Annotated in this window: 15 protein-coding genes and 1 tRNA gene; 4 read left to right on the forward strand and 12 right to left on the reverse strand. The window is 68.0% G+C overall.

The annotated features are described in order from the left end of the window. Positions 1 to 14: 14 nt before the first annotated feature. On the reverse strand, positions 15 to 416 hold the full coding sequence (arr, locus tag DDE23_RS06720; protein ID WP_107750335.1) for an NAD(+)--rifampin ADP-ribosyltransferase: 402 nt from the start codon (positions 414 to 416) through the stop codon (positions 15 to 17). A gap of 150 nt (positions 417 to 566) precedes the next feature. Next, positions 567 to 642: transfer RNA gene (locus DDE23_RS06725), tRNA-Thr, on the reverse strand. A 140-nt stretch (positions 643 to 782) separates the two neighbouring features. On the opposite strand from DDE23_RS06725, the gene DDE23_RS06730 reads away from it, so the two are divergent. Further along, a complete protein-coding gene (locus tag DDE23_RS06730) occupies positions 783 to 1658 on the forward strand; it encodes a hypothetical protein (protein ID WP_107750333.1) in 876 nt (291 codons plus the stop codon). A 44-nt stretch (positions 1659 to 1702) separates the two neighbouring features. Here DDE23_RS06730 and DDE23_RS06735 read toward each other — a convergent pair whose 3' ends face one another. Beyond that, positions 1703 to 1957 carry a DUF2312 domain-containing protein gene (locus DDE23_RS06735; RefSeq protein WP_107750331.1) on the reverse strand — a complete coding sequence of 85 codons (255 nt, stop codon included), beginning with the start codon at positions 1955 to 1957 and terminating at the stop codon, positions 1703 to 1705. A 119-nt stretch (positions 1958 to 2076) separates the two neighbouring features. On the opposite strand from DDE23_RS06735, the gene DDE23_RS06740 reads away from it, so the two are divergent. Continuing rightward, entirely contained in the window at positions 2077 to 2301 is a 225-nt protein-coding gene (locus DDE23_RS06740) for a hypothetical protein (RefSeq protein WP_107750330.1), read from the forward strand. Between the two features lie 485 nt (positions 2302 to 2786). Here the strand turns inward: DDE23_RS06740 and DDE23_RS06745 are convergent, their stop codons facing one another. The 7 genes from DDE23_RS06745 to xdhA are packed head-to-tail and all read right to left on the reverse strand — an operon-like array spanning position 2787 to position 12120. Beyond that, positions 2787 to 3872: a BMP family ABC transporter substrate-binding protein gene (locus DDE23_RS06745; protein ID WP_107750328.1), complete on the reverse strand. Its 1086-nt coding sequence runs from the start codon at positions 3870 to 3872 to the stop codon at positions 2787 to 2789. Positions 3873 to 3920: 48 nt separating this feature from the next. Beyond that, on the reverse strand, positions 3921 to 4853 hold the full coding sequence (locus DDE23_RS06750; RefSeq protein ID WP_107750326.1) for an ABC transporter permease: 933 nt from the start codon (positions 4851 to 4853) through the stop codon (positions 3921 to 3923). 1 nt (position 4854) lies between these two features. Then, entirely contained in the window at positions 4855 to 5955 is a 1101-nt protein-coding gene (locus tag DDE23_RS06755) for an ABC transporter permease (RefSeq protein ID WP_107750323.1), read from the reverse strand. Then, complete coding sequence (locus DDE23_RS06760) at positions 5942 to 7462, reverse strand: ABC transporter ATP-binding protein (protein ID WP_107750320.1); 1521 nt, start codon at positions 7460 to 7462, stop codon at positions 5942 to 5944. Before DDE23_RS06760 ends, DDE23_RS06755 begins: the two co-directional genes overlap by 14 nt. Continuing rightward, entirely contained in the window at positions 7459 to 8403 is a 945-nt protein-coding gene (gene xdhC, locus DDE23_RS06765; RefSeq protein WP_107750318.1) for a xanthine dehydrogenase accessory protein XdhC, read from the reverse strand. The genes DDE23_RS06760 and xdhC overlap by 4 nt, the downstream gene beginning before the upstream one ends. After that, a complete protein-coding gene (gene xdhB / locus DDE23_RS06770; RefSeq protein WP_107750316.1) occupies positions 8396 to 10759 on the reverse strand; it encodes a xanthine dehydrogenase molybdopterin binding subunit in 2364 nt (787 codons plus the stop codon). Before xdhB ends, xdhC begins: the two co-directional genes overlap by 8 nt. Next, on the reverse strand, positions 10756 to 12120 hold the full coding sequence (xdhA, locus tag DDE23_RS06775) for a xanthine dehydrogenase small subunit (RefSeq protein WP_107750313.1): 1365 nt from the start codon (positions 12118 to 12120) through the stop codon (positions 10756 to 10758). The genes xdhB and xdhA overlap by 4 nt, the downstream gene beginning before the upstream one ends. 200 nt (positions 12121 to 12320) lie before the next feature. Here xdhA and dnaE point away from each other — a divergent pair, with 200 nt between their 5' ends. After that, complete coding sequence (dnaE, locus tag DDE23_RS06780) at positions 12321 to 15818, forward strand: DNA polymerase III subunit alpha (RefSeq protein ID WP_107750311.1); 3498 nt, start codon at positions 12321 to 12323, stop codon at positions 15816 to 15818. 1 nt (position 15819) lies between these two features. Beyond that, on the forward strand, positions 15820 to 16611 hold the full coding sequence (locus tag DDE23_RS06785) for a crotonase/enoyl-CoA hydratase family protein (RefSeq protein ID WP_107750309.1): 792 nt from the start codon (positions 15820 to 15822) through the stop codon (positions 16609 to 16611). Here DDE23_RS06785 and eda read toward each other — a convergent pair. Together eda and DDE23_RS06795 are read right to left on the reverse strand one after the other, a co-directional pair. Further along, positions 16608 to 17249: a bifunctional 4-hydroxy-2-oxoglutarate aldolase/2-dehydro-3-deoxy-phosphogluconate aldolase gene (gene eda, locus DDE23_RS06790; protein ID WP_107750307.1), complete on the reverse strand. Its 642-nt coding sequence runs from the start codon at positions 17247 to 17249 to the stop codon at positions 16608 to 16610. The genes DDE23_RS06785 and eda overlap by 4 nt on opposite strands. Before the next feature lie 463 nt (positions 17250 to 17712). Continuing rightward, positions 17713 to 21081 carry an indolepyruvate ferredoxin oxidoreductase family protein gene (locus DDE23_RS06795; RefSeq protein ID WP_107750304.1) on the reverse strand — a complete coding sequence of 1123 codons (3369 nt, stop codon included), beginning with the start codon at positions 21079 to 21081 and terminating at the stop codon, positions 17713 to 17715. Between the last annotated feature and the right edge of the window lie 73 nt (positions 21082 to 21154).

Consider the following 21154-nt stretch of genomic DNA (forward strand, 5'->3'; position numbering starts at 1 on the left):
GGGGGCCGCCGGGGTCAGTTGATGATATCGCCGGTGATCGCGGCGATCCGGGCGCGCCAGGCGGCGCGTTCCTCCGGGGTGAGCCGGGTCCAGCCCTCCAGCTCGCCGACGATTCTGAGCGGGGCGGCGCTGCGGTAGGAGCGCGTCGGATTGCCGGGGAATTTCTGGTCGGTGACGTTCGGGTCGTCCTCGAACGGGCCGGTCGGGGTGACGATATAGACCCGCTCGCGCGCCTCTCCCGGGGCGAGCGCCGCGGCCAGCGCCGCCGGGGCGGGCAGGGCGGTGAAATAGACATGGTTCATGCGGATCGAGGGGCGGTAATTCGACGGGTTCCCCGCGACCAGCAGATCGCCGATCCGCAGATCGGCGCGGGTGCCGTGATAGAAGGGGCCGTTATCGGCGGGGACTGGGGGCATCGGGCCTCTCCCTGGCTGAGGCCGTCATTCAAGGGGAAAAGGCGCCTGCCGATCAATTCTTGAAGGGATTTTTCTTGTCCCCATATCAAGGGGGGCAGGGTGAGGCCGCGCGCCCGGATGCGGCGACAGGCTCCTGCGGTCCCTCGGACCTGGTGCCGGTGGAGGGACTCGAACCCCCGACCTTCGCTTTACAAGAGCGTTGCTCTACCAACTGAGCTACACCGGCGCAGCGCCGTGATAGCGGCATTCCCCGGGCCGGACAAGCGCCTGAACGCGGGAAGGGCTTGCCCGCACGGGCTTTTCGCCGCGGCGCCATTCCCGGGATCGGCCTTGCCAGCCGGACCCTGCGCGGGCTAGATCGCGGCCATGGAAATCGCCCTTCACCTCGGCGCGCATCTGACCGACCAGGACCATCTGGTGCGCTGCCTGATGCGCAACCGCGGGCCGCTGCTGGCCCAGGGGATCGCCGTCCCCGGACCCGGCCGCTATCGCCAGCAGCTGCGGCAGCTGGCCTTCGACATGCGCGGGCACGAGACCAATGCCCAGACCCAGGAAGCGCTGCTCGACGGGATCCTCGATGAGGACAATGTCCGCCGGGTGGTGTTCTCGTCCGACAATTTCCTGGCGATCTCGAAATGGGCGCTGAACGCCGGGCAGCTTTACCACGCGGCGGGGGAGCGGGTGCAGATGCTGCGCCACCTTTTCCCCGAAGCGCGGCTGGAGCTGTTCCTGTGCCTGCGCAACCCCGCGACCTTCCTGCCGGCGCTGCTGGCCGCGGACGAGACGGGCGCGGTGCAGAAACAGATCGAGGACGCGGCGCTGGCGAGCATCCGCTGGTCGGCCACGGTGGCGCAGATCCTGGAGGCCGCGCCGGGCGTCAGCCTGACGGTCTGGGCCGACGAGGATACGCCGCTTCTGTGGCCCGAGGTGCTGCGCGCGGTCTCGGGCCATGCGCCGGGGATGGATCTGGCGGGCTGGCTGGCCTGGTATCACCGGCTGGTGACGCCCGCCGGCCACGCCGCCATGCGCCGCTGGTTCGAACAGAACCCGCCGGTGGACGATGCGGCGCGGCGGCGGATGCTGGCGGCGCTGCTGGCGCGCTTCGTCAAGCCCGAGGCGCTGGAGGGCGACCCGCTGCCGCCCGGCTGGACCGAAGAGACGGTCGATGCGCTCACCGATCTCTACGACGAAGATCTGGATCTGATCGCCGCCCTGCCGGGGGTCACGCTGCTGGAGCCGTGACGTCTGGTAGGATGGGCACTATTGCCCATCCTACGGGCGCCCGCTCATTGCATGCCGAGCGCGGCCTTGTAGAGGTCGAGCACCGCTTCTTCCTCGGCGATCTCGTCGGGCTTTTTCTTGCGCAGGGCGATGATCGTCTTCAGCGCCTTGGTGTCATAGCCACGGCCCTTGGCTTCGGCCATCACTTCCTTCTGCTGGTCGGTGATGTCCTTCTTCTCGGCCTCGAGATGTTCGTAACGCTCCACGAACGAGCGCAGCTCGTCGGCGGTGACGTCATAGGCGGAATCGGTGCTGCTCATGATCGGCCTCTTCTGTGTCCGGGTCTCAGACCCCGTCCCTAGCGCGGCGGCGCGCGTCGAGCAAGGCGCTTGCCCGGCGGGTTCGGGCGGGGTAGAGGGCCGCAACGACAGGAGACATCATGAACACGGGCGATCTGTTGATCTGGGGCGGCGCCGCCGTCACACTGGCCGGGGTGATCGGGCTTTTCGCCTGCGTGGTCTATGCGCTGAAGGTGCGCCGGGCGGGGCTGGAGGATGCGGCGATGCGCAAGGCGCTGCAGCGCGGCGTGGTCTGGAACATGGCGGCGCTCTTCGTCTCGGTCCTGGGGCTGATGGCGGTGATTATGGGGATCACGCTGGGCTGACCCCGCCTCCGGCGGCGGGGGGGTTGGTCTTTCAGACGCCCAGCCCGCAGGCCCGTCGGATGGCGATCGGCACCGGCGAGGGAGGCTTGGCCGGGTCAAAGCCTCCGGTCGGCAGCAGCGCCGGTTGCGCCATGAAGCGCGGCTCGCGCCCCTCATGCCGTTGCGCGGCATGAACGGGAACTTGTGGCCCAGATAGACTGTCACCGCCGCCCCGGTCGCCAGCGTCTCAGGGCGCTCTGCGCTCGAGGCAAAGCTATCCCCCGACAGCTCCCGCAGGCTCAGTCCTGCTTCGTCCCGCAGGAGCAGCGCGCGGGCGATCACCCGGTGCGAGCCCTTGCGGAGCCGGGTCGGGGCCTCGCGCGGCCCGACATCCGATAAGTGGAACACCATCAGCAGCGCCCGCCCGCAGGCAAGGCGCCGCCGGGGCAGGGCATGGGAAAGCCCCCGAAACAGGTTTCGGGGGCTCTCGGGTCTCGGGGGCGGCCTCAGTTCGGGATGTCGCCCGAGATGCCCTCGACATAGAAGTTCATCCCCAGCAGCGTGCCATCATCGGCGACTTCGCCCTCGGCCAGCCAGGCCGAGCCGTCCTGCCGGTTCAGCGGGCCGGTGAAGGGGTGGTAGCTGCCGTCACGGATCGACTCGATCAGCGCGTTGGCTTCGTCCTGCACCTCGGCCGGGATGCGGTCGTTGAAGGGGGCGAAGGTCACTTCGTCCTCGGGGATGCCGCTCCAGACGTTGTCGGCGGCCCAGGTGCCGTCCAGCTTCTCCTGGATGCGCTTGACGTAATAGGGCGCCCAGTTGTCGATGATCGCGGTCAGGTGCACGTCGGGGGCAAATTGCGTCATGTCCGAGGCCTGGCCGAAGGCCAGCGCGCCGCGCTGCTGGGCCACGCTGAGCGGCGCGGTCGAGTCGGTGTGCTGCATCAGGATGTCGCAGCCCTGCTCGATCAGCGCCTCGGCGGCGGCGGCTTCCTGCGCCGGGTCGAACCAGGAATAGGCCCAGACGACGCTCAGCGTGATGTCGGGATTCACCTTCTTGGCGTGGATATAGGCGGCGTTGATGCCCATGATGACTTCGGGGATCGGGAACGAGGCGATGTAGCCGATCTTGTTGGTCTGGGTCATGCGCCCGGCGATGGTGCCGATGACCGCGCGGCCCTCGTAGAAGCGCGCGTTGTAGAGCGAGACGTTCGGCGCTTCCTGCAGGTAGCCGGTCGCGTGTTCGAAGGCGATGTTCGGGAAGCGCTGCGCCACGGCATTGAGCGAGGGGCCATAGCCGAACGAGGTCGCGAAGATCATGTTTGCGCCCGACAGCGCCATCTGCGTCATGATCCGCTCGGCATCGGGGCCTTCGGGCACGTTGTCGACGTAGAAGGTCTCGACCGCATCGCCGAAATGCTCCTGCGCGGTCAGGCGGGCCTGGTCGTGGGCATAGGTCCAGCCGAAGTCGCCGGGCGGGCCGATATAGACGAAACCGACCTTGAGGGGCGTCTGGGCGCGCGCCTTCGAGCCCAGCGTCGCGGCCAGACCCAGCGCCGCGGCCGAGGTCGCGAGGAGTTCTCTGCGTTTCATACTCTACTCTCCGTGTTGGCGGACGGGGACGCCCGCATAGTCAACCGCTTATCCGGCGGCGTGGAAGGACCGTCCCAGCGAGCCGGGGGCGGCAAGGGTTCTGCGTGTCCGATTCGAGGACATCACGACCAGCACAAGGATGGTGATGATGTAGGGGCTCATGGCAAGATACTCGACCGGAATTCGGTAGCCCGCGGCTTGCAGATTAAGCTGCAACACCATGATTCCGCCGAAAAGATAGGCACCGGCCAGCACACGCCAGGGTTTCCATGATGCAAAAACGACCAAAGCCAGGGCAATCCAGCCGGCGCCGGCGGTCATGCCCTCGGTCCATTGCGGCACCCGCACCAGGCTCAGATAGGCGCCGCCCAGCCCCGCGCAGGCGCCGCCGAACAGGATGGCGAGGATGCGCACGCGCTTGACCTTGTAGCCCAGCGCATGGGCGCTGTCGTGGTTCTCGCCCACCGCGCGCAGGACGCGCCCGCCGCGGGTGTAGTTCAGCCAGTACCAGACCGCCGCCACCAGGAAGAGCGAGACATAGACCAGGATGTCATGGCCGAAGAGGATGCGCCCGACCACCGGCAGGTCGCTGAGAAAGCCGAAATTCAGCTTCTCGGTCCGGGGCGGGACGATGCCGACATAGCTCTGCCCCAGCAGCGCCGAGAAGCCCAGCCCGAAGAGCGTGAGCGCCAGACCCGAGGCGACCTGATTGGCCATCAAGACCTGCGTCAGCAGCGCGAAGATCAGCGACACCGCGGCGCCCGCGACGATGGCCGCCAGCATCCCCAGGATCGGGCTGCCGGTCGTCACCGCCGCGGCGAAGCCCGAGACGGCGCCGACGATCATCATCCCCTCGACACCGAGGTTCAGGACGCCCGCCTTCTCCACCACCAGTTCGCCGATGGCCGCCAGCAGGATGGGCGTCGCCGCCACCATCAGCGAGGCGATCAGGACGACGGGATTGATCGAACCGAAATCCATGTCAGACAGTCTCCGTGGTGGCGCGCTGCGGCAGGAACAGCCGGACGCGGTAATTCGACAGCACATCCAGCGCCAGCAGGAAGAACAGCAGCATCCCCTGGAAGACCTGGATCGCCGCGGCGGGCAGGTTCAGCATGAACTGCGCCAGTTCGCCGCCGATATAGGTCAGCGCCAGCAACAGCCCCGCCAGCACGATCCCGATCGGATTGAGCCGCCCGAGGAAGGCCACGATGATCGCCGTGAAGCCATAGCCCGCGTTGAAGTCGATGGAGATGAGCCGTGCAGGCCCCGCCACCTCGAACATGCCGGCCATCCCGGCGAAGGCGCCCGAGATCCCCATGCACATCAAGACCAGCCGCGCGGGCGCAACCCCGGCAAAGCGCGCGGCGCGGGGTGCCTGACCGGCCAGTTGCACCTGGAAGCCCAGGATATGGCGTTGCAGCATGATATAGGTGAAAAGGACGGCGACAAAGGCCGCGACGCCCCCCCAATGCAGCCCGGTTCCGGCAAAGATCTCGTGGTTCGCGGCCGAGGCATATTGGTTGATGTTGCGCGATCCCGGGAAGCCCGCTCCCTGCGGGTTGCGCATGAAGCCGGTGGCGGCGGCGGCCAGCAGTTTCTCGGCGACATAGACCAGCAGCAGCGAGACGAGGATCTCGTTGGTGTTGAACCGGGTGCGCAGGATGGCCGGGATCATCGCCCAGGCCCAGCCGCCCAGCGCGCCTGCCACGATCATCAGCGGGAAAACCAGCACCGATTCCGCGGGATAGAAGGCCAGCGCCACGGCCGCCGCGCAGAGCGCGCCGACGATGTATTGCCCCTCGGCGCCGATGTTCCAGATCCCGGCCCGGAAGCCGATCGACAGCCCCACGGCGATCAGGATCAGCGGCCCCGCCTTGACCAGCAGCTGCGGGCGCGAATAGGCGGCGAATTGCTCGCTGAACAGGGGATCCCAGAAGATCAGCTTGATCGCCTCGAACGGGTTCTTGCCCAGGATGGTGAACAGGATCCCACCCGCGATCATGGTCAGCAGCACCGCGACGACCGGGGTGGCGTAGTTCCACGCTTTTGACGGCGAGGGGCGTCTTTCAAGCCGCAACATCGGTCTCTCCCGTTTCCGCACCGCCCAGCATCAGGCCGATCTGGTCCATGGTCAGCCCCTGCACCGGCCGTGGCGCGCTGAGCTTTCCGCCATTAAGCGCCGCGAAATTGTCCGCAACCTCAAGGATTTCGTCGAGGTCCTGGCTGATGACGACCACCGCCGCCCCGGCCTGCGCCAGATCCAGCAGCGCCTGCCGGATCGAGGCCGCGGCCGAGGCATCGACGCCCCAGGTCGGCTGGTTCACCACCAGCACCGAGGGCCGTTGCAGGATCTCGCGGCCGATGACGAATTTCTGCAGGTTCCCGCCCGAAAGCGCCCGCGCCGCGACCCAGGGGCCGGGGGTGCGCACGTCGAAACGCTCGATGACCTTTTCGGCGAAGCCCCGGGCCTTGCCCCAGTTGACGAAACCCCGGGTCACCAGTTTCTCGCGCCAGGCGCCGGTCAGCAGGGCGTTTTCCGTCAGGCTCATGTCAGGGGCGGCGGCATGGCCCAGCCGTTCCTCGGGGGCACACAGCAGGCCCATGGCGCGCCGCGCGTTCGGCCCGAATTGCCCGACCGGCTCGCCCGCCATCCGGACCGCCTCGGCATTGGCCCGGATCTCGCCCGAGAGCGCGCCGAGGAGTTCGTCCTGCCCGTTGCCCGCCACCCCGCCGATGCCCAGGATCTCGCCCGCCCGTACCGCCAGCGACACGCTCTTGAGCGAGGTGCCGAAGGCCGAGGGCGAGGCGACCGACAGGTCCGTGACCTGCAACAACATCTTGCCCGGCTGCGCCGCGGGGCGCGAGGGCGTGTGCAGCGTCTGGCCGACCATCATCTCGGCCAGCGACCGCGCGCTTTCCTGCCGCGGATCGGCCCGGCCCACCACCTTGCCCAGCCGGAGCACCGTCGCATTCTCGCACAGCGAGCGGATTTCTTCGAGCTTGTGCGAAATATAGAGGATCGAGCGCCCCTCGGCCCGAAGCTGCCGCAGGGTGCGGAACAGGATCTCCACCTCCTGAGGCGTCAGGACCGAGGTCGGCTCGTCCATGATAAGCAGCTGCGGGTTCTGCAGCAGGCAGCGGATGATCTCGACCCGCTGGCGTTCCCCGGCCGAAAGGTCACCGACCATCCGCGACGGGTCCAGCGGCAGGCCGTAATTGTTCGAGACTTCCGTGATCCGCGCCGCCAGCTCGCGGATCGGCGGCGGGTTGTCCATCCCCAGCGCCACATTCTCGGCCACGTCCATGGCGTCGAACAGGCTGAAATGCTGGAACACCATGGCGACGCCGGTGGCGCGGGCCTGCGCAGGGGCGTTCGGCGCATAGGGCTGGCCGCGCCAGAGCATCGTGCCCTCATTGGGCCGGATCAGCCCGTAGATGGCCTTGACCAGCGTGGATTTTCCGGCGCCGTTCTCGCCCAGCAGCGCGTGAACCTCGCCCTCGCCGATGTCGAAGGTGACGTCCTTGTTGGCGACGACGCCGGGATAGACCTTGGTCAGGCCCTGGATGGACAGGAGGGGTGGGGTCAACGGACGGCCTCTCTGGCTGGGGCAAGGGCGGGCCGGGCAAGCAGCTCGGCGGCGACGGAAATGGCGATGGCCTGCGGATGCTTGCCCAGGGCGGGATCGCCGATCGGGCAGCGGATGCGGGCGATATCCTGCGGCGCGTGACCCAGTGCCCTGAGGCGGCTCTGGAACCGCGCCCATTTCGAGGCGCTGCCGATCAGGCCGCAGGCGCCGAAGCCATGGGCGAGGATCCGGTGGCAGAGGTCCAGATCCAGCGCATGGCTGAAGGTCAGGATCAGGTGTTCGGCGGTCGCGGGCGCCTCGGCCACCAGCGCCGCGGGGTTCGCCGCGATGCGGGGGGTGACGCCGTCGGGGATGGTTTCGGGAAAGCGGGCGCGGTCGGTGTCGAGCCAGGTCAGGGCGAGGCCGGACAGGGGTGTCAGCGTATGCACCAGCGCCCGCCCGACATGGCCCGCACCCCAGATCCACAGGTCACGGGGCCTCGGCGCCACCGGTTCCGACAGCCAGCCCTGCAGGTAGCGCGTCACCGCAACGCCCTCGCCCCGCGCGATTTTCTCGGCCCGGCGCAGGGCGAGCGGGGGCTCCCCGGCAGCGTCCCGGGCGAGGGGGCGGGAATGGAGGCCGGTTTCGGGAATCGTGGTTAACGCGCTGGCGTCGAAGACCTCGAACCCCAGCGTCACCGCGCCGCCGCAGCATTGGCCCAGCGCCGGGCCCAGGGCGATCTTCTGGGTCTTTGCCGCCGCGCCCGGCAGCATCCGCCGCGCCTCGGCCGCGGCCTCGTATTCCAGCGCGCCGCCGCCGATCGTCCCCTCCTGGCCCCCGGCCCAGACCAACATCGCGGTTCCCGCCTCGCGGGGCGACGAGCCCTGATGCGCGCAGATCACCACCCGGGTGACCACGCCATGGGCCGCGACGGCACGGACAAGGGCGGCCCGGTCAAACATAGCCGCCCCGCTGCCGCCGGACCGCGCCGAGGATCCGCTCGGCCGTGGCGGGGGCGTCGAGATTGACGTAGGTCGAGCCATCGCCGCAGGCCGCCACCGCATCGCTGAGCGCCATCAGCACGGCGATCCCGTGCATGAAGGGCGGCTCGCCCACGGCCTTGGATTTGTGGATCGTGTCCTCGGGGTTGGCGCCGACCCAGAGATCGACATTGAAGACGCGCGGCCGGTCGCCGCAGGCCGGGATCTTGTAGGTGCTGGGCGCGTGGGTGCGCAGGCGGCCCTTGTCGTCCCAGACTAATTCTTCAGTGGTCAACCATCCGGCGCCCTGCACGAAGCCGCCCTCGACCTGGCCCTTGTCCAGCGCGGGGTTGAGGCTGGTGCCCGCGTCATGCAGGATATCGACGCGCAGGATCCGGTTTTCGCCGGTCAGCGTGTCGATGACCACCTCGGCGCAGGCCGCGCCATAGGCGAAGTAGAAGAACGGCCGCCCGTCCCCGGCGATGCGGTCCCAGGCCAGTTTCGGCGTGGCGTAATAGCCGGTTGAGGACAGGCTGACGCGGGCGGTATAGGCCGACATCGCGGCTTCCGCGAAGCTCATGTCGACGGTGCCGACGCTGACCCGGCCTTCGGCGAAGCTCACCTTGTCGGCGGTGGTCTTATGGCGTTCGGCCAGATGTCCGGCGATCCTGTCGCGGATCGTGTCGCAGGCGGCCTTGACCGCCATCCCGTTGAGATCGCTGCCGGAAGACGCCGCCGTGGCCGAGGTGTTCGGCACTTTCGCGGTATCGGTCGCGGTGATCTTCACCGCCTCGACCGGCACACCGAAGGCCGAGGCCGCGACTTGCGCCACCTTCTGGAACAGGCCCTGACCCATCTCGGTCCCGCCGTGGTTCAGATGGATCGAGCCGTCGTGATAGACATGGACCAGCGCCCCCGCCTGGTTGAGATGGGTCAGCGTGAAGCTGATCCCGAACTTCACCGGCGTCAGCGCGATTCCCTTTTTCAGCACCGGATTGGCCGCGTTCCAGTCGGCAATCTTTGCCTTCCGGGCTGCGTAATCGGCGGATTTCTCCAATTGTGCGACCAGCTCATGCAGGATGAAATCCTCGACCTCCTGCCCATAGGGGGTGGTCTGGACGCCGGGCGCCGCGGCGGTCTTCGGCGAATGTTCAGCGCTGAACCGCTTGCCGGTGCCGGGACCTGCCTTGGCCGGCGTGCTGGCGCGGTAGAAATTCGCCTTGCGGATCTCCAGCGGGTCCTTGCCAAGAACACTGGCGACGTGATCCATCACCCGCTCGATCCCCAGCATGCCTTGTGGTCCGCCGAAACCGCGGTAAGCGGTGGCCGAGCACATGTTGGTGCGCAGGCGATGGCTTTCGATGCGGATATTCGGCAGCCAATAGGCGTTGTCGGCGTGCAGCATGGCGCGGTCGGCGACCGGCAGGGTCAGGTCCATCGACCAGCCCGCCCGCGTGTAATGGGTGAAATCGACCGCCAGCAGCCGTCCCTCGGCATCGATTCCGACCGTGTAGTCGATGCGGAAATCGTGCCGCTTGCCGGTCACCACCATGTCGTCGTCGCGGTCGTAGCGCATCTTGCAGGGCTTGCCGGTCAGCCGGGCCGCCAAGGCACAGGCGACGGCCAAGTGGTTGCCCTGACTTTCTTTTCCGCCGAAGCCGCCGCCCATACGCCGGGTTTCGACCCGGACCGCATGCATCGGCAGATGCAGGGCATGGGCGACCTTGTGCTGGATCTCGGTCGGGTGCTGGGTCGAGGAGGTGACATGCATGTCGCCCCCCTCCTGCGGCTGGACCAGCGCCGCCTGGCCCTCAAGGTAGAAATGCTCCTGGCCGCCCATTTCCAGACGCCCCTCGATGACTTTCGCCGCCTTGGCGAAACCGTCAGGCAGGTTGCCGCGGGCCCAGATGCGGGGGGCGTCCTCGAAGCGGGAATCGGCGGCGAGCGCCTGCTCGACCGTCAGGGTGGCAGGCTTCTCGGCATAGGTGATCTTGCCCAGTCGCGCGGCCTTACGGGCATTGAGATGGCTGTCGGCGATGACCAGAAAGACCGGCTGGCCGACGTAATGCACCATGCCCAGCGCCAACAGCGGCTCATCATTGTTTGAAGGTGAACAATCGGCGTGACCAATGTCATCGCCGGTCAGGACCGCCACCACCCCGGGCGCCGCACGAACCGCCGACAGCTCCATCGACGTGATTTCGCCATGCGCGACACTCGACAGGCCGAAGGCCAGATGCAGCGTGCCTGCGGGCGTCGGGATGTCGTCGACATAGCGCGCCTCGCCCGTCACATGCAGGGGGGCCGCGTCATGGGGGAGGGGTTTGTGGACGCTCATGCCGAGACCTCCAGCACATTGGTGGCAAGGCCCTGATCCTCGAGGAAATAGCGCAGGAGCAGGTTCTGCGCCGCCTCCAGCCGGTACTCGGCCGAGGCGCGCATGTCGGACATCGGCGTGAACTCCCGGGCGAAGGCGGGCAGGGCGGCGGTGATCGTGGCCTCGGTCCAGGGCTGGCCGACCAGCGCCGCCTCCACCGCTGTCGCGCGTTTCGGGATGCCCGCCATGCCGCCATAGGCGATGCGCGCCGCGCTCACCCTGCCGCCGTCGACCGTCACGTTGAAGCAGCCCAGCAGGGCCGAGATGTCCTGATCGAAGCGTTTGGAAATCTTGTAGCATTTCAGCCGGTCGGGCTGGCGGGGAATGCTGACGGCCTCAACGAATTCGCCGGGTTCGCGGTCCTGCTTGCCATACTCCAGAAAGAATTCCTCGAGCGGCAGCGAGCGCCGCGTATCGCCCTTGCGCAGATACAGCGTCGCCCCCAGCGCGATCAGCGCGGGCGGGCTGTCGCCGATGGGCGAGCCATTGGCGATGTTGCCGCCGATGGTCGCGGCCTCGCGCACCTGCGCGGATCCGTAGCGGCGCAGCATCGCGGCAAAACCGGGGTGATGGGGGGCGACGGCGGGCAGAAGCTCGGCGATCGTGGTGACGGCGCCGATATGGATCGCGTCTTCCGTCACCTCGATCCCGCGCATGTCCTCGACCCCGGCGAGGAAGGCCACAGGACCCAGATCCCGCAACTGCTTGGTGACCCAGAGGCCCACGTCGGTAGCCCCGGCGATGAGTCGCCCGTCGGGATGGGCCGCGTACCAGGCGGCGAGTTCGTCGGAAGAACGGGGCAGGGCCACGCCTTCCGGCGGCTCGACACTGGGGACGGCGGAGGCTTCAGCCTTCAACCACTCGGGCACCGCCTCGCGGCTGGCCGATTCGGCGGCGCGGACGATGGGCGCGTAGCCGGTGCAGCGGCAGAGGTTGCCGGCCAGATGCGTGTCGTGATCCGTGACCCCGTTCAGATGCCCGGTCGCCATCGACATGATGAAGCCGGGCGTGCAGAAGCCGCATTGCGAGCCGTGCTCGGCCACCATCGCCGCCTGCACCGGATGCTGGCCCTTCAGCCCCTCGACCGTATGCACGACCTTGCCGTGCAGCTGCGGCAGGAACAGAATGCAGGCATTGACCGCGCGCGAGCCCCGCGCGTCCGAGACCATGACGGTGCAGGCGCCGCAATCGCCCTCGTTGCAGCCTTCCTTGGTGCCCTTGAGCCCGCGATCCTCGCGCAGCCAGTCCAGCAAGGTGCGGGTCGGCGGCTGCCCCGTCACCGTGACAGCTGCGCCGTTCAGGACAAAATGGATGCCGGTCATGCGTCTCTCCCGAAGGGGCTTGTCGTTCCGGTCAGGGCGGCCTAGGACGCCTCCGTGCCCCTTGTTCTTGGGTTCAAGTGAACATTGGCGGGGCTTTTCAGGCAAGCACAGACTTGCCGCATCCGCGAGAAGCATTTTCGCCGTTCTGTAGAAAATGGCGTCACCCTTGCACGTCCCTGCGCGCTGGATAAGCTCTGATCATGGCCAATCCCCGATTCATTCACCTGCGAGTGCACACCGAATATTCGTTGCTGGAAGGCGCGGTGCCGGTGAAGAGCCTCGTGAAGACCTGCGACAAGCGCGGCATGCCCGCCGTCGCCATCACCGACACCAACGCGCTGTTCGCGGCGCTGGAATTCTCGGTCGTGGCCAAGGGGGCGGGCGTGCAGCCCATCGTCGGCTGCCAGATCGACGTGCAATTGCCCGCGCGCCAGCCGGGCGAGAAGCCGCGTCCGGGCGCCCCTCTGGTCCTGCTGGCACAGAACGAGCGCGGGTATGAGAACCTGATGCTGCTCAATTCCTGCCTCTATCTGCGTACCGACGGCTCGCTGCCGCATGTCACGCCCGATGAGCTGGCCCAGCACGCCGAGGGGCTGATCTGCCTGTCGGGCGGCCCGGACGGGCTGGTCGGGCGGCTGATCCGCGACGGGCAGATACCCCGCGCGCAGGAGATCATGGATTTTCTGGCCGCGACCTATGGCGACCGGCTCTATGTCGAACTCCAGCGCCATCCCGGCGAGGGCGGCGCGCTGACCGCGGCCGAGCAGGCGACGGAACGCCCGTTTCTGGAAATGGCCTATGCCATGGGCCTGCCGATCGTCGCCACCAATGACGTCTATTTCCCGGAGGCCAAGATGTTCGAGGCGCATGACGCGCTCCTCTGCATCAAGGAAGGCGCCTATGTCGATCAGCAATCGCCCCGCCGCCGCCTGACCCCGCAGCATTACCTGAAAAGCCCCGAGGAGATGGCGGCGCTGTTTGCCGACCTGCCCGAGGCGCTGGAAAACACCGTCGAGATCGCCCGCCGCTGCGCCTTTGCCGCGTACAAGCGCAAGCCGATCCTGCCGAAATTCGCCGATGACGAGGTGGAGGAACTGCGCCGTCAGGCCTGGGACGGGCTGCGCGCGCGTCTGGCGGTGATCCCGCACGCGGCGCCGGTGTCGGAATACGAGGACCGGCTGACCTTCGAGCTGAACATCATCGAGCAGATGGGCTTTCCCGGCTATTTCCTGATCGTGGCCGATTTCATCAAATGGTCCAAGGATAACGGCATCCCGGTGGGGCCGGGCCGGGGCTCGGGCGCGGGCAGTCTGGTCGCCTATGCGCTGACCATCACCGACTTGGACCCGCTGCGCTATTCGCTGCTGTTCGAGCGGTTCCTGAACCCCGAACGCGTCTCGATGCCCGACTTCGACATCGACTTCTGCATGGACCGGCGCGAGGAGACGATCCAGTACGTCCAGCAGAAATACGGGCGCGAGAAGGTGGGCCAGATCATCACCTTCGGCGCGCTCCTGTCCAAGGCCGCAGTGCGCGACGTGGGGCGCGTGTTGCAGATGTCCTACGGTCAGGTCGACAAGCTGTCGAAGATGATCCCGGTAGAAGGGGTGAAGCCGGTCAGCGTGACCAAGGCGCTGGCCGACGAGCCGCGCCTGCGCGAGGCCGCCAAGGAAGAGGTCGTCGCCCGCCTGCTGGACTACGCCGAAAAAGTCGAGGGGCTGCTCAGGAACGCCTCGACCCACGCGGCGGGTGTGGTGATCGGCGACCGGCCGCTCGATGCGCTGGTGCCGCTCTATCGCGACCCGCGCTCGGACATGCCGGCCACGCAATTCAACATGAAATGGGTGGAACAGGCGGGGCTGGTGAAGTTCGACTTCCTCGGCCTCAAGACCCTGACCGTGGTGCAGAACGCTATCGACCTGATCCATACCTCGGGCCGCGATCTGCATATCGCGCCCGACGGCACGCCGCTTTACGACCCGCCCGAGGGCGCGGTCAACGAGATCAACGCGATCCCGCTCGACGATGCCAAGACCTACAGGCTCTACGCCGAGGCCAAGACAGTCGCCGTCTTCCAGGTGGAATCCTCGGGGATGATGGACGCTCTACGGCGCATGAAGCCGACCTGCATCGAGGATATCGTAGCGCTGGTGGCCCTCTACCGTCCGGGCCCGATGGAGAATATCCCGACCTATTGCGAGGTGAAGCACGGGCTCCGACCGCTGGAATCGATCCATCCGACCATCGACCACATCCTGAAAGAGACGCAGGGCATCATCGTCTATCAGGAGCAGGTGATGCAGATCGCCCAGGTGATGGGCGGCTATTCGCTGGGCGGCGCCGACCTTCTGCGCCGCGCCATGGGCAAGAAGATCGCCGAAGAGATGGCGAAGGAGCGGCCGAAGTTCATCGAAGGCTGCAAGGCGACCCATGGAATCGACGCGAAGAAGTCCGGCGAAGTCTTTGACTTGCTGGAGAAATTCGCCAACTACGGCTTCAACAAATCCCACGCCGCCGCCTATGCCGTGGTCAGCTATTACACCGCCTGGCTGAAGGCCAACCACCCGGTCGAGTTCATGGCCGCGGTGATGAACTGCGATATCCACCTGACCGACAAGCTGGCCGTCTACAAGCGCGAGGTCGACCGGATGGGCATCGCCATCGTGCCCCCCTGCGTGAACCGCTCGCTGGCGACCTTCAGCGTGGTCGAGGGCGAGCTGGTCTATGCCCTGGGCGCCCTGAAGAACGTCGGCGTCGAGGCGATGAAGCTGATTGTCGAGGCCCGGGCCGAGCAGCCGTTCCGCGACCTGACCGATTTCGCGAAGCGCGTGGATTTGAAGCGCGTCGGCAAGCGCCCGCTGGAGATGCTGGCCCGCGCCGGCGCCTTCGACGCGCTGGAGAAATCGCGCAAGCGGGTGCTCGACAGCCTCGACGCGCTGGTGGCCTATTCCTCGGCCTCCATCGAGGCGGCGACCTCGGGCCAGCATTCGCTCTTTGCCGGGGGCGACGACCTGCCGCCGCCGCGTCTGGCCACCGGCCATGACTGGCTGCCGATGGACCGGTTGTCGAATGAACACGCCGCGGTCGGTTTCTACCTCTCGGGCCATCCGCTCGACGATTACGCCGGCGCCTTGAAGCGCAAGGATGTCATGACGCTGGCGGAACTCACGCGGGAGGTTTCGGCCCGGGGCGCCAAGGTCGCCAAGATCGCCGGATCGGTCAGCGCCCGGCAGGAACGCAAATCGGCCCGTGGCAACCGCTTCGCCTTTGTCGGGCTTTCGGATCCGACCGGCCTTTATGAGGTCACGGTGTTTTCCGAGACGCTGGAAGCCAGCCGCCAGTTCCTCGACCCCGGGATGAACGTGGTGCTGACCGTCGAGGCGACGATGGAGGGCGAGTCGCTGAAACTGCTGGCCCGGGGCGCGCAGCCGGTCGATGACGTGGTGGCCGATGCGGGTGCGTCGGGGTTGAAGGTGCGGCTGGAAAGCGCCTCGGCGCTGGCGGAGCTGATCGCGCTTTTCGACGAGCAATCCGGCCCGGCGCCACGCAAGGCCTTCGGCCCGCTGCGGTTTTCCGTGCCCGACCGGACGACCGGCGGCGAGATCGAGATCGACGCTGGCCGTCAGGTCCGCGTGACCCCGCAACTGCGCCACCAGCTGCGCCGGGTCGAGGGGGTTCTGGCCATCGAGGAGGTCTGACATGCTGCGGATCGAGACCATCGGCCGGGTCCGGGTCTGGACCCTCGACCGGCCCGAGGCACGCAACGCCGTGAACCCCGCGCTGGCCCGGGCGCTGTTTGACGCAGCCTTGGCCTTCGACGCGGACCCGCAGGTCGATGTCGCCATCCTGACCGGCGCGGGTGGCTATTTCTGCGCAGGCTTTGACCTGAAAGCGGCCTCCGGCGCCGAGGGGCTGGGCTGGATCGCCGCGCTCGACCCGCCCGGGGACTGGGACCCGGTGGCGCAGCCCGTGCCCGGCCCGATGGGCCCCTCGCGGTTGATGCTGTCAAAGCCGGTGATCGCCGCCATCGAGGGCCCGGCCGTGGCGGGGGGGATGGAGCTGGCGCTGTGGTGCGACCTGCGGGTCATGGCCGCCGACGCGCAGTTCGGGATCTTCTGCCGCCGCTGGGGCGTGCCGCTGATCGACGGCGGGACGGTGCGACTGCCGCGGATCGTCGGGCAGGGGCGGGCCAATGACCTGATCCTGACCGGCCGCCCGGTCGGGGCGGAAGAGGCGCTGACAATGGGCCTCAGCGACCGCGTGGTCGGCAATGGTCAGGCACTGACCGCGGCGCTGGAACTGGCCGATGGCCTGACGCGCTTCCCGCAGGGCTGCCTGCGCGCGGACTTCCTGTCGGCGCGGATGGAACCGGCCACGCTGGCCGCAGCACTGCGTCGCGAATGGGTCAGCGCGGGGATGGTCAAGGCCGAGGGCGCCGCCGGAGCCGCGCGCTTTGCCGCGGGGGCCGGGCGCGGCGGGCGGTTCGATTAGCGCGGCAGGCCCGCCGCCTCTCGCGCCAGCGCCACGATGCCCTGCCAATCGCCCGCCGCCATCAGCTTGGCGGGCGCGACCCACGAGCCGCCGACGCAGGCCACATTGGGCAGCGACAGGTAGTCGCGGGCATTCTCGGGGCTGACGCCGCCGGTCGGGCAGAAGGTCGCCTGCGGCAGCGGGCCGTGCAGCGCCTTCAGATAGGCGGGGCCGCCCGCGGGACCGGCGGGGAAGAACTTCATCGTCCGGTAGCCCTGTTCCAGAAGCGCCATCACCTCGGAGGCCGTCGCCGCCCCCGGCAGCAGCGGCAGCGCCTCGGCCGAACAGGCCGAGATCAGGCCGGGGGTGGCGCCGGGCGAGACGGCGAAAGTGGCGCCCGCCGATTTGGCGCGCAACACATCATGGGCGCTCAGCACCGTGCCCGCCCCAACCCGCGCGCCGGGCACCGCGCTCATCGCGGCGATGGCCTCGATCGCGGCATCGGTCCGCAGCGTCACCTCCAGCACCGGAAGACCGCCCGCGACCAGCGCCCGGGCGAGGGGGGCGGCATGGGCCGGATCCTCGATCACCAGCACCGGAATCACCGGGGCCAGCTCGCAGAGCAGGCGGGTGGCGTGGCTTTGCAGGGCAGGGGTCATCGGCAACCTCATCAAGCGTGTTCTGCGCTTAGGGGATTCCCCCGCAAAACGCAAATGTTTCCGCTAACGGCGAGGATCGGGGCTGTGGATCGGTGCGGGGAAGGCTGCTGTGGATGTCAGACAATTTAGAATCGCGACGGTCCGGCGTGCGGGATTCAAGGGCTTCACGGCGCCTCGACCGACGATTCTATACACGAACTTATCCACAGGCGCCCGAATGTCAGGCAAATAAAAGGTGTTTAACCGGGGTCAGGGACAGACTCGGCTGCCACCAGATGCCGCAATGCGGCGGTGTTAGGAGTGTTCGTCAAGGTATTGTAATGGCGTAAGTAAGTGTCTCACGAAACCGACAGGTTGTGGGTGGAGTGAAGCCGGACTCGTCAACCAAGCCGCCCAACCCGCCCACAACCCAGCCCGAAGCCCGGAAAACTATGCACAGCGGGAAGCCTGTGCAAAACCGCCCTCAGCGGGCGGTCATTCCGTCGACTTCGGCCTTCACCCGGGCGACTGCGGCCTCTTTCACCGGGCCATAGCCCCGGATTCCGCGTGCCGCCGTCAGCAGGGCCAGCCCGCGCTCCTTGTCGCCTTGAGCGGCCTTGGTGATGAGCCCCTCGTACCAGCCGATCAGCGCCCGCTCCATGCGCCGTTCCTCGGTCCGGCCGAAGGGGTCGAGGGCGGTGCCCCGCAGCCCTTTCATCCGCGCCAACAATGCGAAGCCGGGGCCCATCGCCCAACCCGGGAAACGGCGTTTCCTGGGGCGGCCCCGGCCGTCCTTGCCGGGCAGCATCGGCGGGGCGAGGTGATAGCTGAGCCGCGCGCCGGGGCCGAAATCGCGAGCGATCTGAGCGGCGAAAGCGGGGTCGCGGTGCAGGCGCGCCACCTCGTATTCGTCCTTGTAGGCCATCAGCTTGAAAAGCCCCTCGGCCGCGGCGCGGGTCAGGTCGTCATCCCCGGCGACAGGCGTCAGGGCCGCCTTGAACCGCTCGGCATAGGCGGCGTTCTGATAAGCGGTCAGCATCGCCGCCCGCCGTTCGACCAGCGCCGCGACGCTTTCGGGCTGCGGTTCGGGCGCCCGGAACACGGCGGGATCGACCGCCGCCAACCGCCCCAGCGCGAAGGCCCGGGCGTTGGCCGCCACCGCCACGCCGTTCAGCGCGATGGCCTTTTGCAGCGCCTCCAGCCCGACCGGCACCAGCCCCTTTTGCCAGGCGTAACCCAGCATCAGCATGTTGGCGAAGACCGTGTCGCCCAGCAGCTCCTCCGCCACCTTGCCAGCGTTCAGCGCGCCAAGCTCGCCCACCGCCGCCTCCAGCGCCTTGACCCGCGCCGGCACCTTCAACGAGGCGTCGCGGTTCAGCACGATGTCGCCGGTCGGCATCTCGGCCAGGTTCACCACCGCCTTGGTCGCGGGGTTCAGGCAGGCCGAGGCCTTGGGCGAGGAGGAGACCACGATGTCGCAGCCGATCAGCGCATCGGCGGAGGCCGCGTCGATGCGGACTTGCGTCAGATCCGCCGGGCGAGGGGCGAGGCGCAGGTAGGACAGCACGGGGCCGAATTTCTGCGCGAAGCCGGTGAAATCGAGGACCGAGACGCCGCGCCCTTCCAGATGCGCGGCCATGGCGGTGATCTGACCGACCGTCACCACGCCGGTGCCGCCAACGCCGGTGACCAGCAGATCCCAGGTCTTGGCTTGCGGCAGGTCGGGCAGGGGCAGGCTGGCCAGCGCCGCCTCAAGGTCGGGGCGGGCCTGCGGGCTGGGTTTCAGACGTTCCGCGCCCTCGACCGTGACGAAAGAGGGGCAGAAGCCGTCGAGGCAGGAGAAATCCTTGTTGCAGGTGCTGGGGTTGATGCGCCGCTTGGGGCCGAGGTCGGTCTCGATGGGTTCCACCGACAGGCAGTTCGAAGCGACCGAGCAATCGCCGCAGCCCTCGCAGACCGCGGGGTTGATGATGGCGAATTTCAGCGGGTCGGGCAGGGTGCCGCGCTTCCTGCGGCGGCGCTTTTCGGTGGCGCAGGTCTGTTCGTAGATCAGGACCGTGACGCCCGGGACCTCGCGCAGCTCGCGCTGCACGGCGTCCATCGCGGCCCGGTCGTGGAACGTGGTCCCGGCGGGCAGGTCGGATTTGCGGAACTTGCCGATGTCGTCCGAGACCAGCGCGATCCGCTCCACCCCCTCGGCCCGGCAGATCGCGGCGATGGCCTGCACGCTGACCGGCCCGTCGACCGGCTGGCCGCCGGTCATGGCGACCGCGTCGTTATAGAGGATCTTGTAGGTGATATTGGCGCCCGCGGCGATGGATTGCCGGATCGCCATCGAGCCCGAGTGATACCAGGTCCCCTCGCCAAGGTTCTGGAACACATGGGGTTTTCCGGTGAAGCGACTGCTGGCCGCGTGGTTCACCCCCTCGCCGCCCATCTGGATCAGGCTGGTCGTCTCGCGCCCCATCCAGGAGGCCATGAAATGGCAGCCGATGCCGGCCAGGGCCTTTGACCCCTCGGGCACCTTGGTCGAGGTGTTGTGCGGGCAGCCCGAGCAGAAATAGGGCGTGCGGGTGGCGCCGGGGATCTGCAGGACCTTGGGTTGATGGCCGAGGATGGCGGCGGCGCGGGCCGGGAAGCCCTGATCCGGGAAGATCCGGTCCAGCCGCCGGGCGATCAGCGGCAGCAGCAGGCGCGGCGTCAGTTCGCCGGTCCAGGGCACCAGCCGCGCGCCATTCTCGTCGTTCTTGCCGACCATATGGCGGGGTTTGGCGCCGTCCCAGTCGTAGAAATATTCCTTGAGCTGGCTCTCGATGATGCCGCGCTTTTCCTCGATCACCATCACCTCGTCCTTGCCCTCGACAAAGCGCAGGGCGTCGCGGCGGGCCAGCGGCCAGACCATGCCGACCTTGTAGAGGTCGATGCCGAGCCGCGCGCAGGCCGCCCGGTCCAGCCCCAGCAGCGACAGGGCCTCCAGCAGGTCCAGATGCGCCTTGCCGGTGGTGACGAAGCCGAAGCGGGCGGCATGGCCGTATTCGGCGCAGTCCAGCGGGTTGGCCTCGGCGAAGGCCATGACGGCGCGTTTCTTGGCCTCCATCCGTTCCTCGATCTGCACGCCGGGCAGGTCGGGCCAGCGGTAATGCAAGCCGCCGGGGTAATCCTCGAGCACGGGGGCGCGGAACACGCGGTCGGCGGGCAGGTCGATGGACATGGCGCTTTCGACCACATCCGAGACCGCCTTGAAGCCGACCCAGGTGCCGCTCGCGCGCGAACACGCCCAGCCCCATTCGGCGAAGGGCAGGAATTCGGCGACCGAGGCCGGGTTCAGGCAGGGCATGAACCAGGCCATGAAGGCCACGTCCGATTGATGCGGCATCGAGGACGAGACGCAGCCATGGTCATCGCCCGCCACCACCAGCACGCCGCCATGGGGCGAGGCGCCATAGGCGTTGCCGTGTTTCAGCGCGTCGCCCGCCCGGTCGACGCCCGGGCCCTTGCCGTACCAGAGGCCGAAAACCCCCTCGACCTGCTTGCCTTCGGCGGTCTCGACCTGCTGGCTGCCGAGGATGGCGGTGGCGGCCAGATCCTCGTTGACGGCGGGCAGGAAATCGACCCCGGCCTCGGTCAGGCGCTTCTTCTGGCGCCACATCTCCAGATCGACCCCGCCAAGCGGCGAGCCGCGGTAGCCGCTGACCAGCCCGGCGGTATTCAGCCCCGCCTCGCGGTCGCGCCGGGCTTGATCCAGCGTCGCGCGCACCAGCGCCTGCGTGCCGGTCAGGAAGACGCGGCCGTCGCGGCGGGTATAGCGGTCGTCGAGGGCGTAGTCGTCGAGGGGGCGGCTAGGGGCGTTCATGGCAGACCTCCGGGCTTTTCCCCAGTCTAGGCCGGGGCACGCGGAAAGGGGTGTCAGATTTGCCCGGGCGGAC

This window comes from Pararhodobacter aggregans (genome assembly GCF_003075525.1).
Lineage (GTDB): Bacteria > Pseudomonadota > Alphaproteobacteria > Rhodobacterales > Rhodobacteraceae > Pararhodobacter > Pararhodobacter aggregans.

What these genes read in the sequence shown, in the direction of transcription:
- arr (WP_107750335.1), bottom strand. Translation starts at nt 416, where the DNA reads ATGCCCCCAGTCCCCGCCGATAACGGCCCCTTCTATCACGGCACCCGC.
- DDE23_RS06730 (WP_107750333.1), top strand. Translation starts at nt 783, where the DNA reads ATGGAAATCGCCCTTCACCTCGGCGCGCATCTGACCGACCAGGACCAT.
- DDE23_RS06735 (WP_107750331.1), bottom strand. Translation starts at nt 1,957, where the DNA reads ATGAGCAGCACCGATTCCGCCTATGACGTCACCGCCGACGAGCTGCGC.
- DDE23_RS06740 (WP_107750330.1), top strand. Translation starts at nt 2,077, where the DNA reads ATGAACACGGGCGATCTGTTGATCTGGGGCGGCGCCGCCGTCACACTG.
- DDE23_RS06745 (WP_107750328.1), bottom strand. Translation starts at nt 3,872, where the DNA reads ATGAAACGCAGAGAACTCCTCGCGACCTCGGCCGCGGCGCTGGGTCTG.
- DDE23_RS06750 (WP_107750326.1), bottom strand. Translation starts at nt 4,853, where the DNA reads ATGGATTTCGGTTCGATCAATCCCGTCGTCCTGATCGCCTCGCTGATG.
- DDE23_RS06755 (WP_107750323.1), bottom strand. Translation starts at nt 5,955, where the DNA reads ATGTTGCGGCTTGAAAGACGCCCCTCGCCGTCAAAAGCGTGGAACTAC.
- xdhC (WP_107750318.1), bottom strand. Translation starts at nt 8,403, where the DNA reads ATGTTTGACCGGGCCGCCCTTGTCCGTGCCGTCGCGGCCCATGGCGTG.
- xdhB (WP_107750316.1), bottom strand. Translation starts at nt 10,759, where the DNA reads ATGAGCGTCCACAAACCCCTCCCCCATGACGCGGCCCCCCTGCATGTG.
- xdhA (WP_107750313.1), bottom strand. Translation starts at nt 12,120, where the DNA reads ATGACCGGCATCCATTTTGTCCTGAACGGCGCAGCTGTCACGGTGACG.
- dnaE (WP_107750311.1), top strand. Translation starts at nt 12,321, where the DNA reads ATGGCCAATCCCCGATTCATTCACCTGCGAGTGCACACCGAATATTCG.
- DDE23_RS06785 (WP_107750309.1), top strand. Translation starts at nt 15,820, where the DNA reads ATGCTGCGGATCGAGACCATCGGCCGGGTCCGGGTCTGGACCCTCGAC.
- eda (WP_107750307.1), bottom strand. Translation starts at nt 17,249, where the DNA reads ATGACCCCTGCCCTGCAAAGCCACGCCACCCGCCTGCTCTGCGAGCTG.
- DDE23_RS06795 (WP_107750304.1), bottom strand. Translation starts at nt 21,081, where the DNA reads ATGAACGCCCCTAGCCGCCCCCTCGACGACTACGCCCTCGACGACCGC.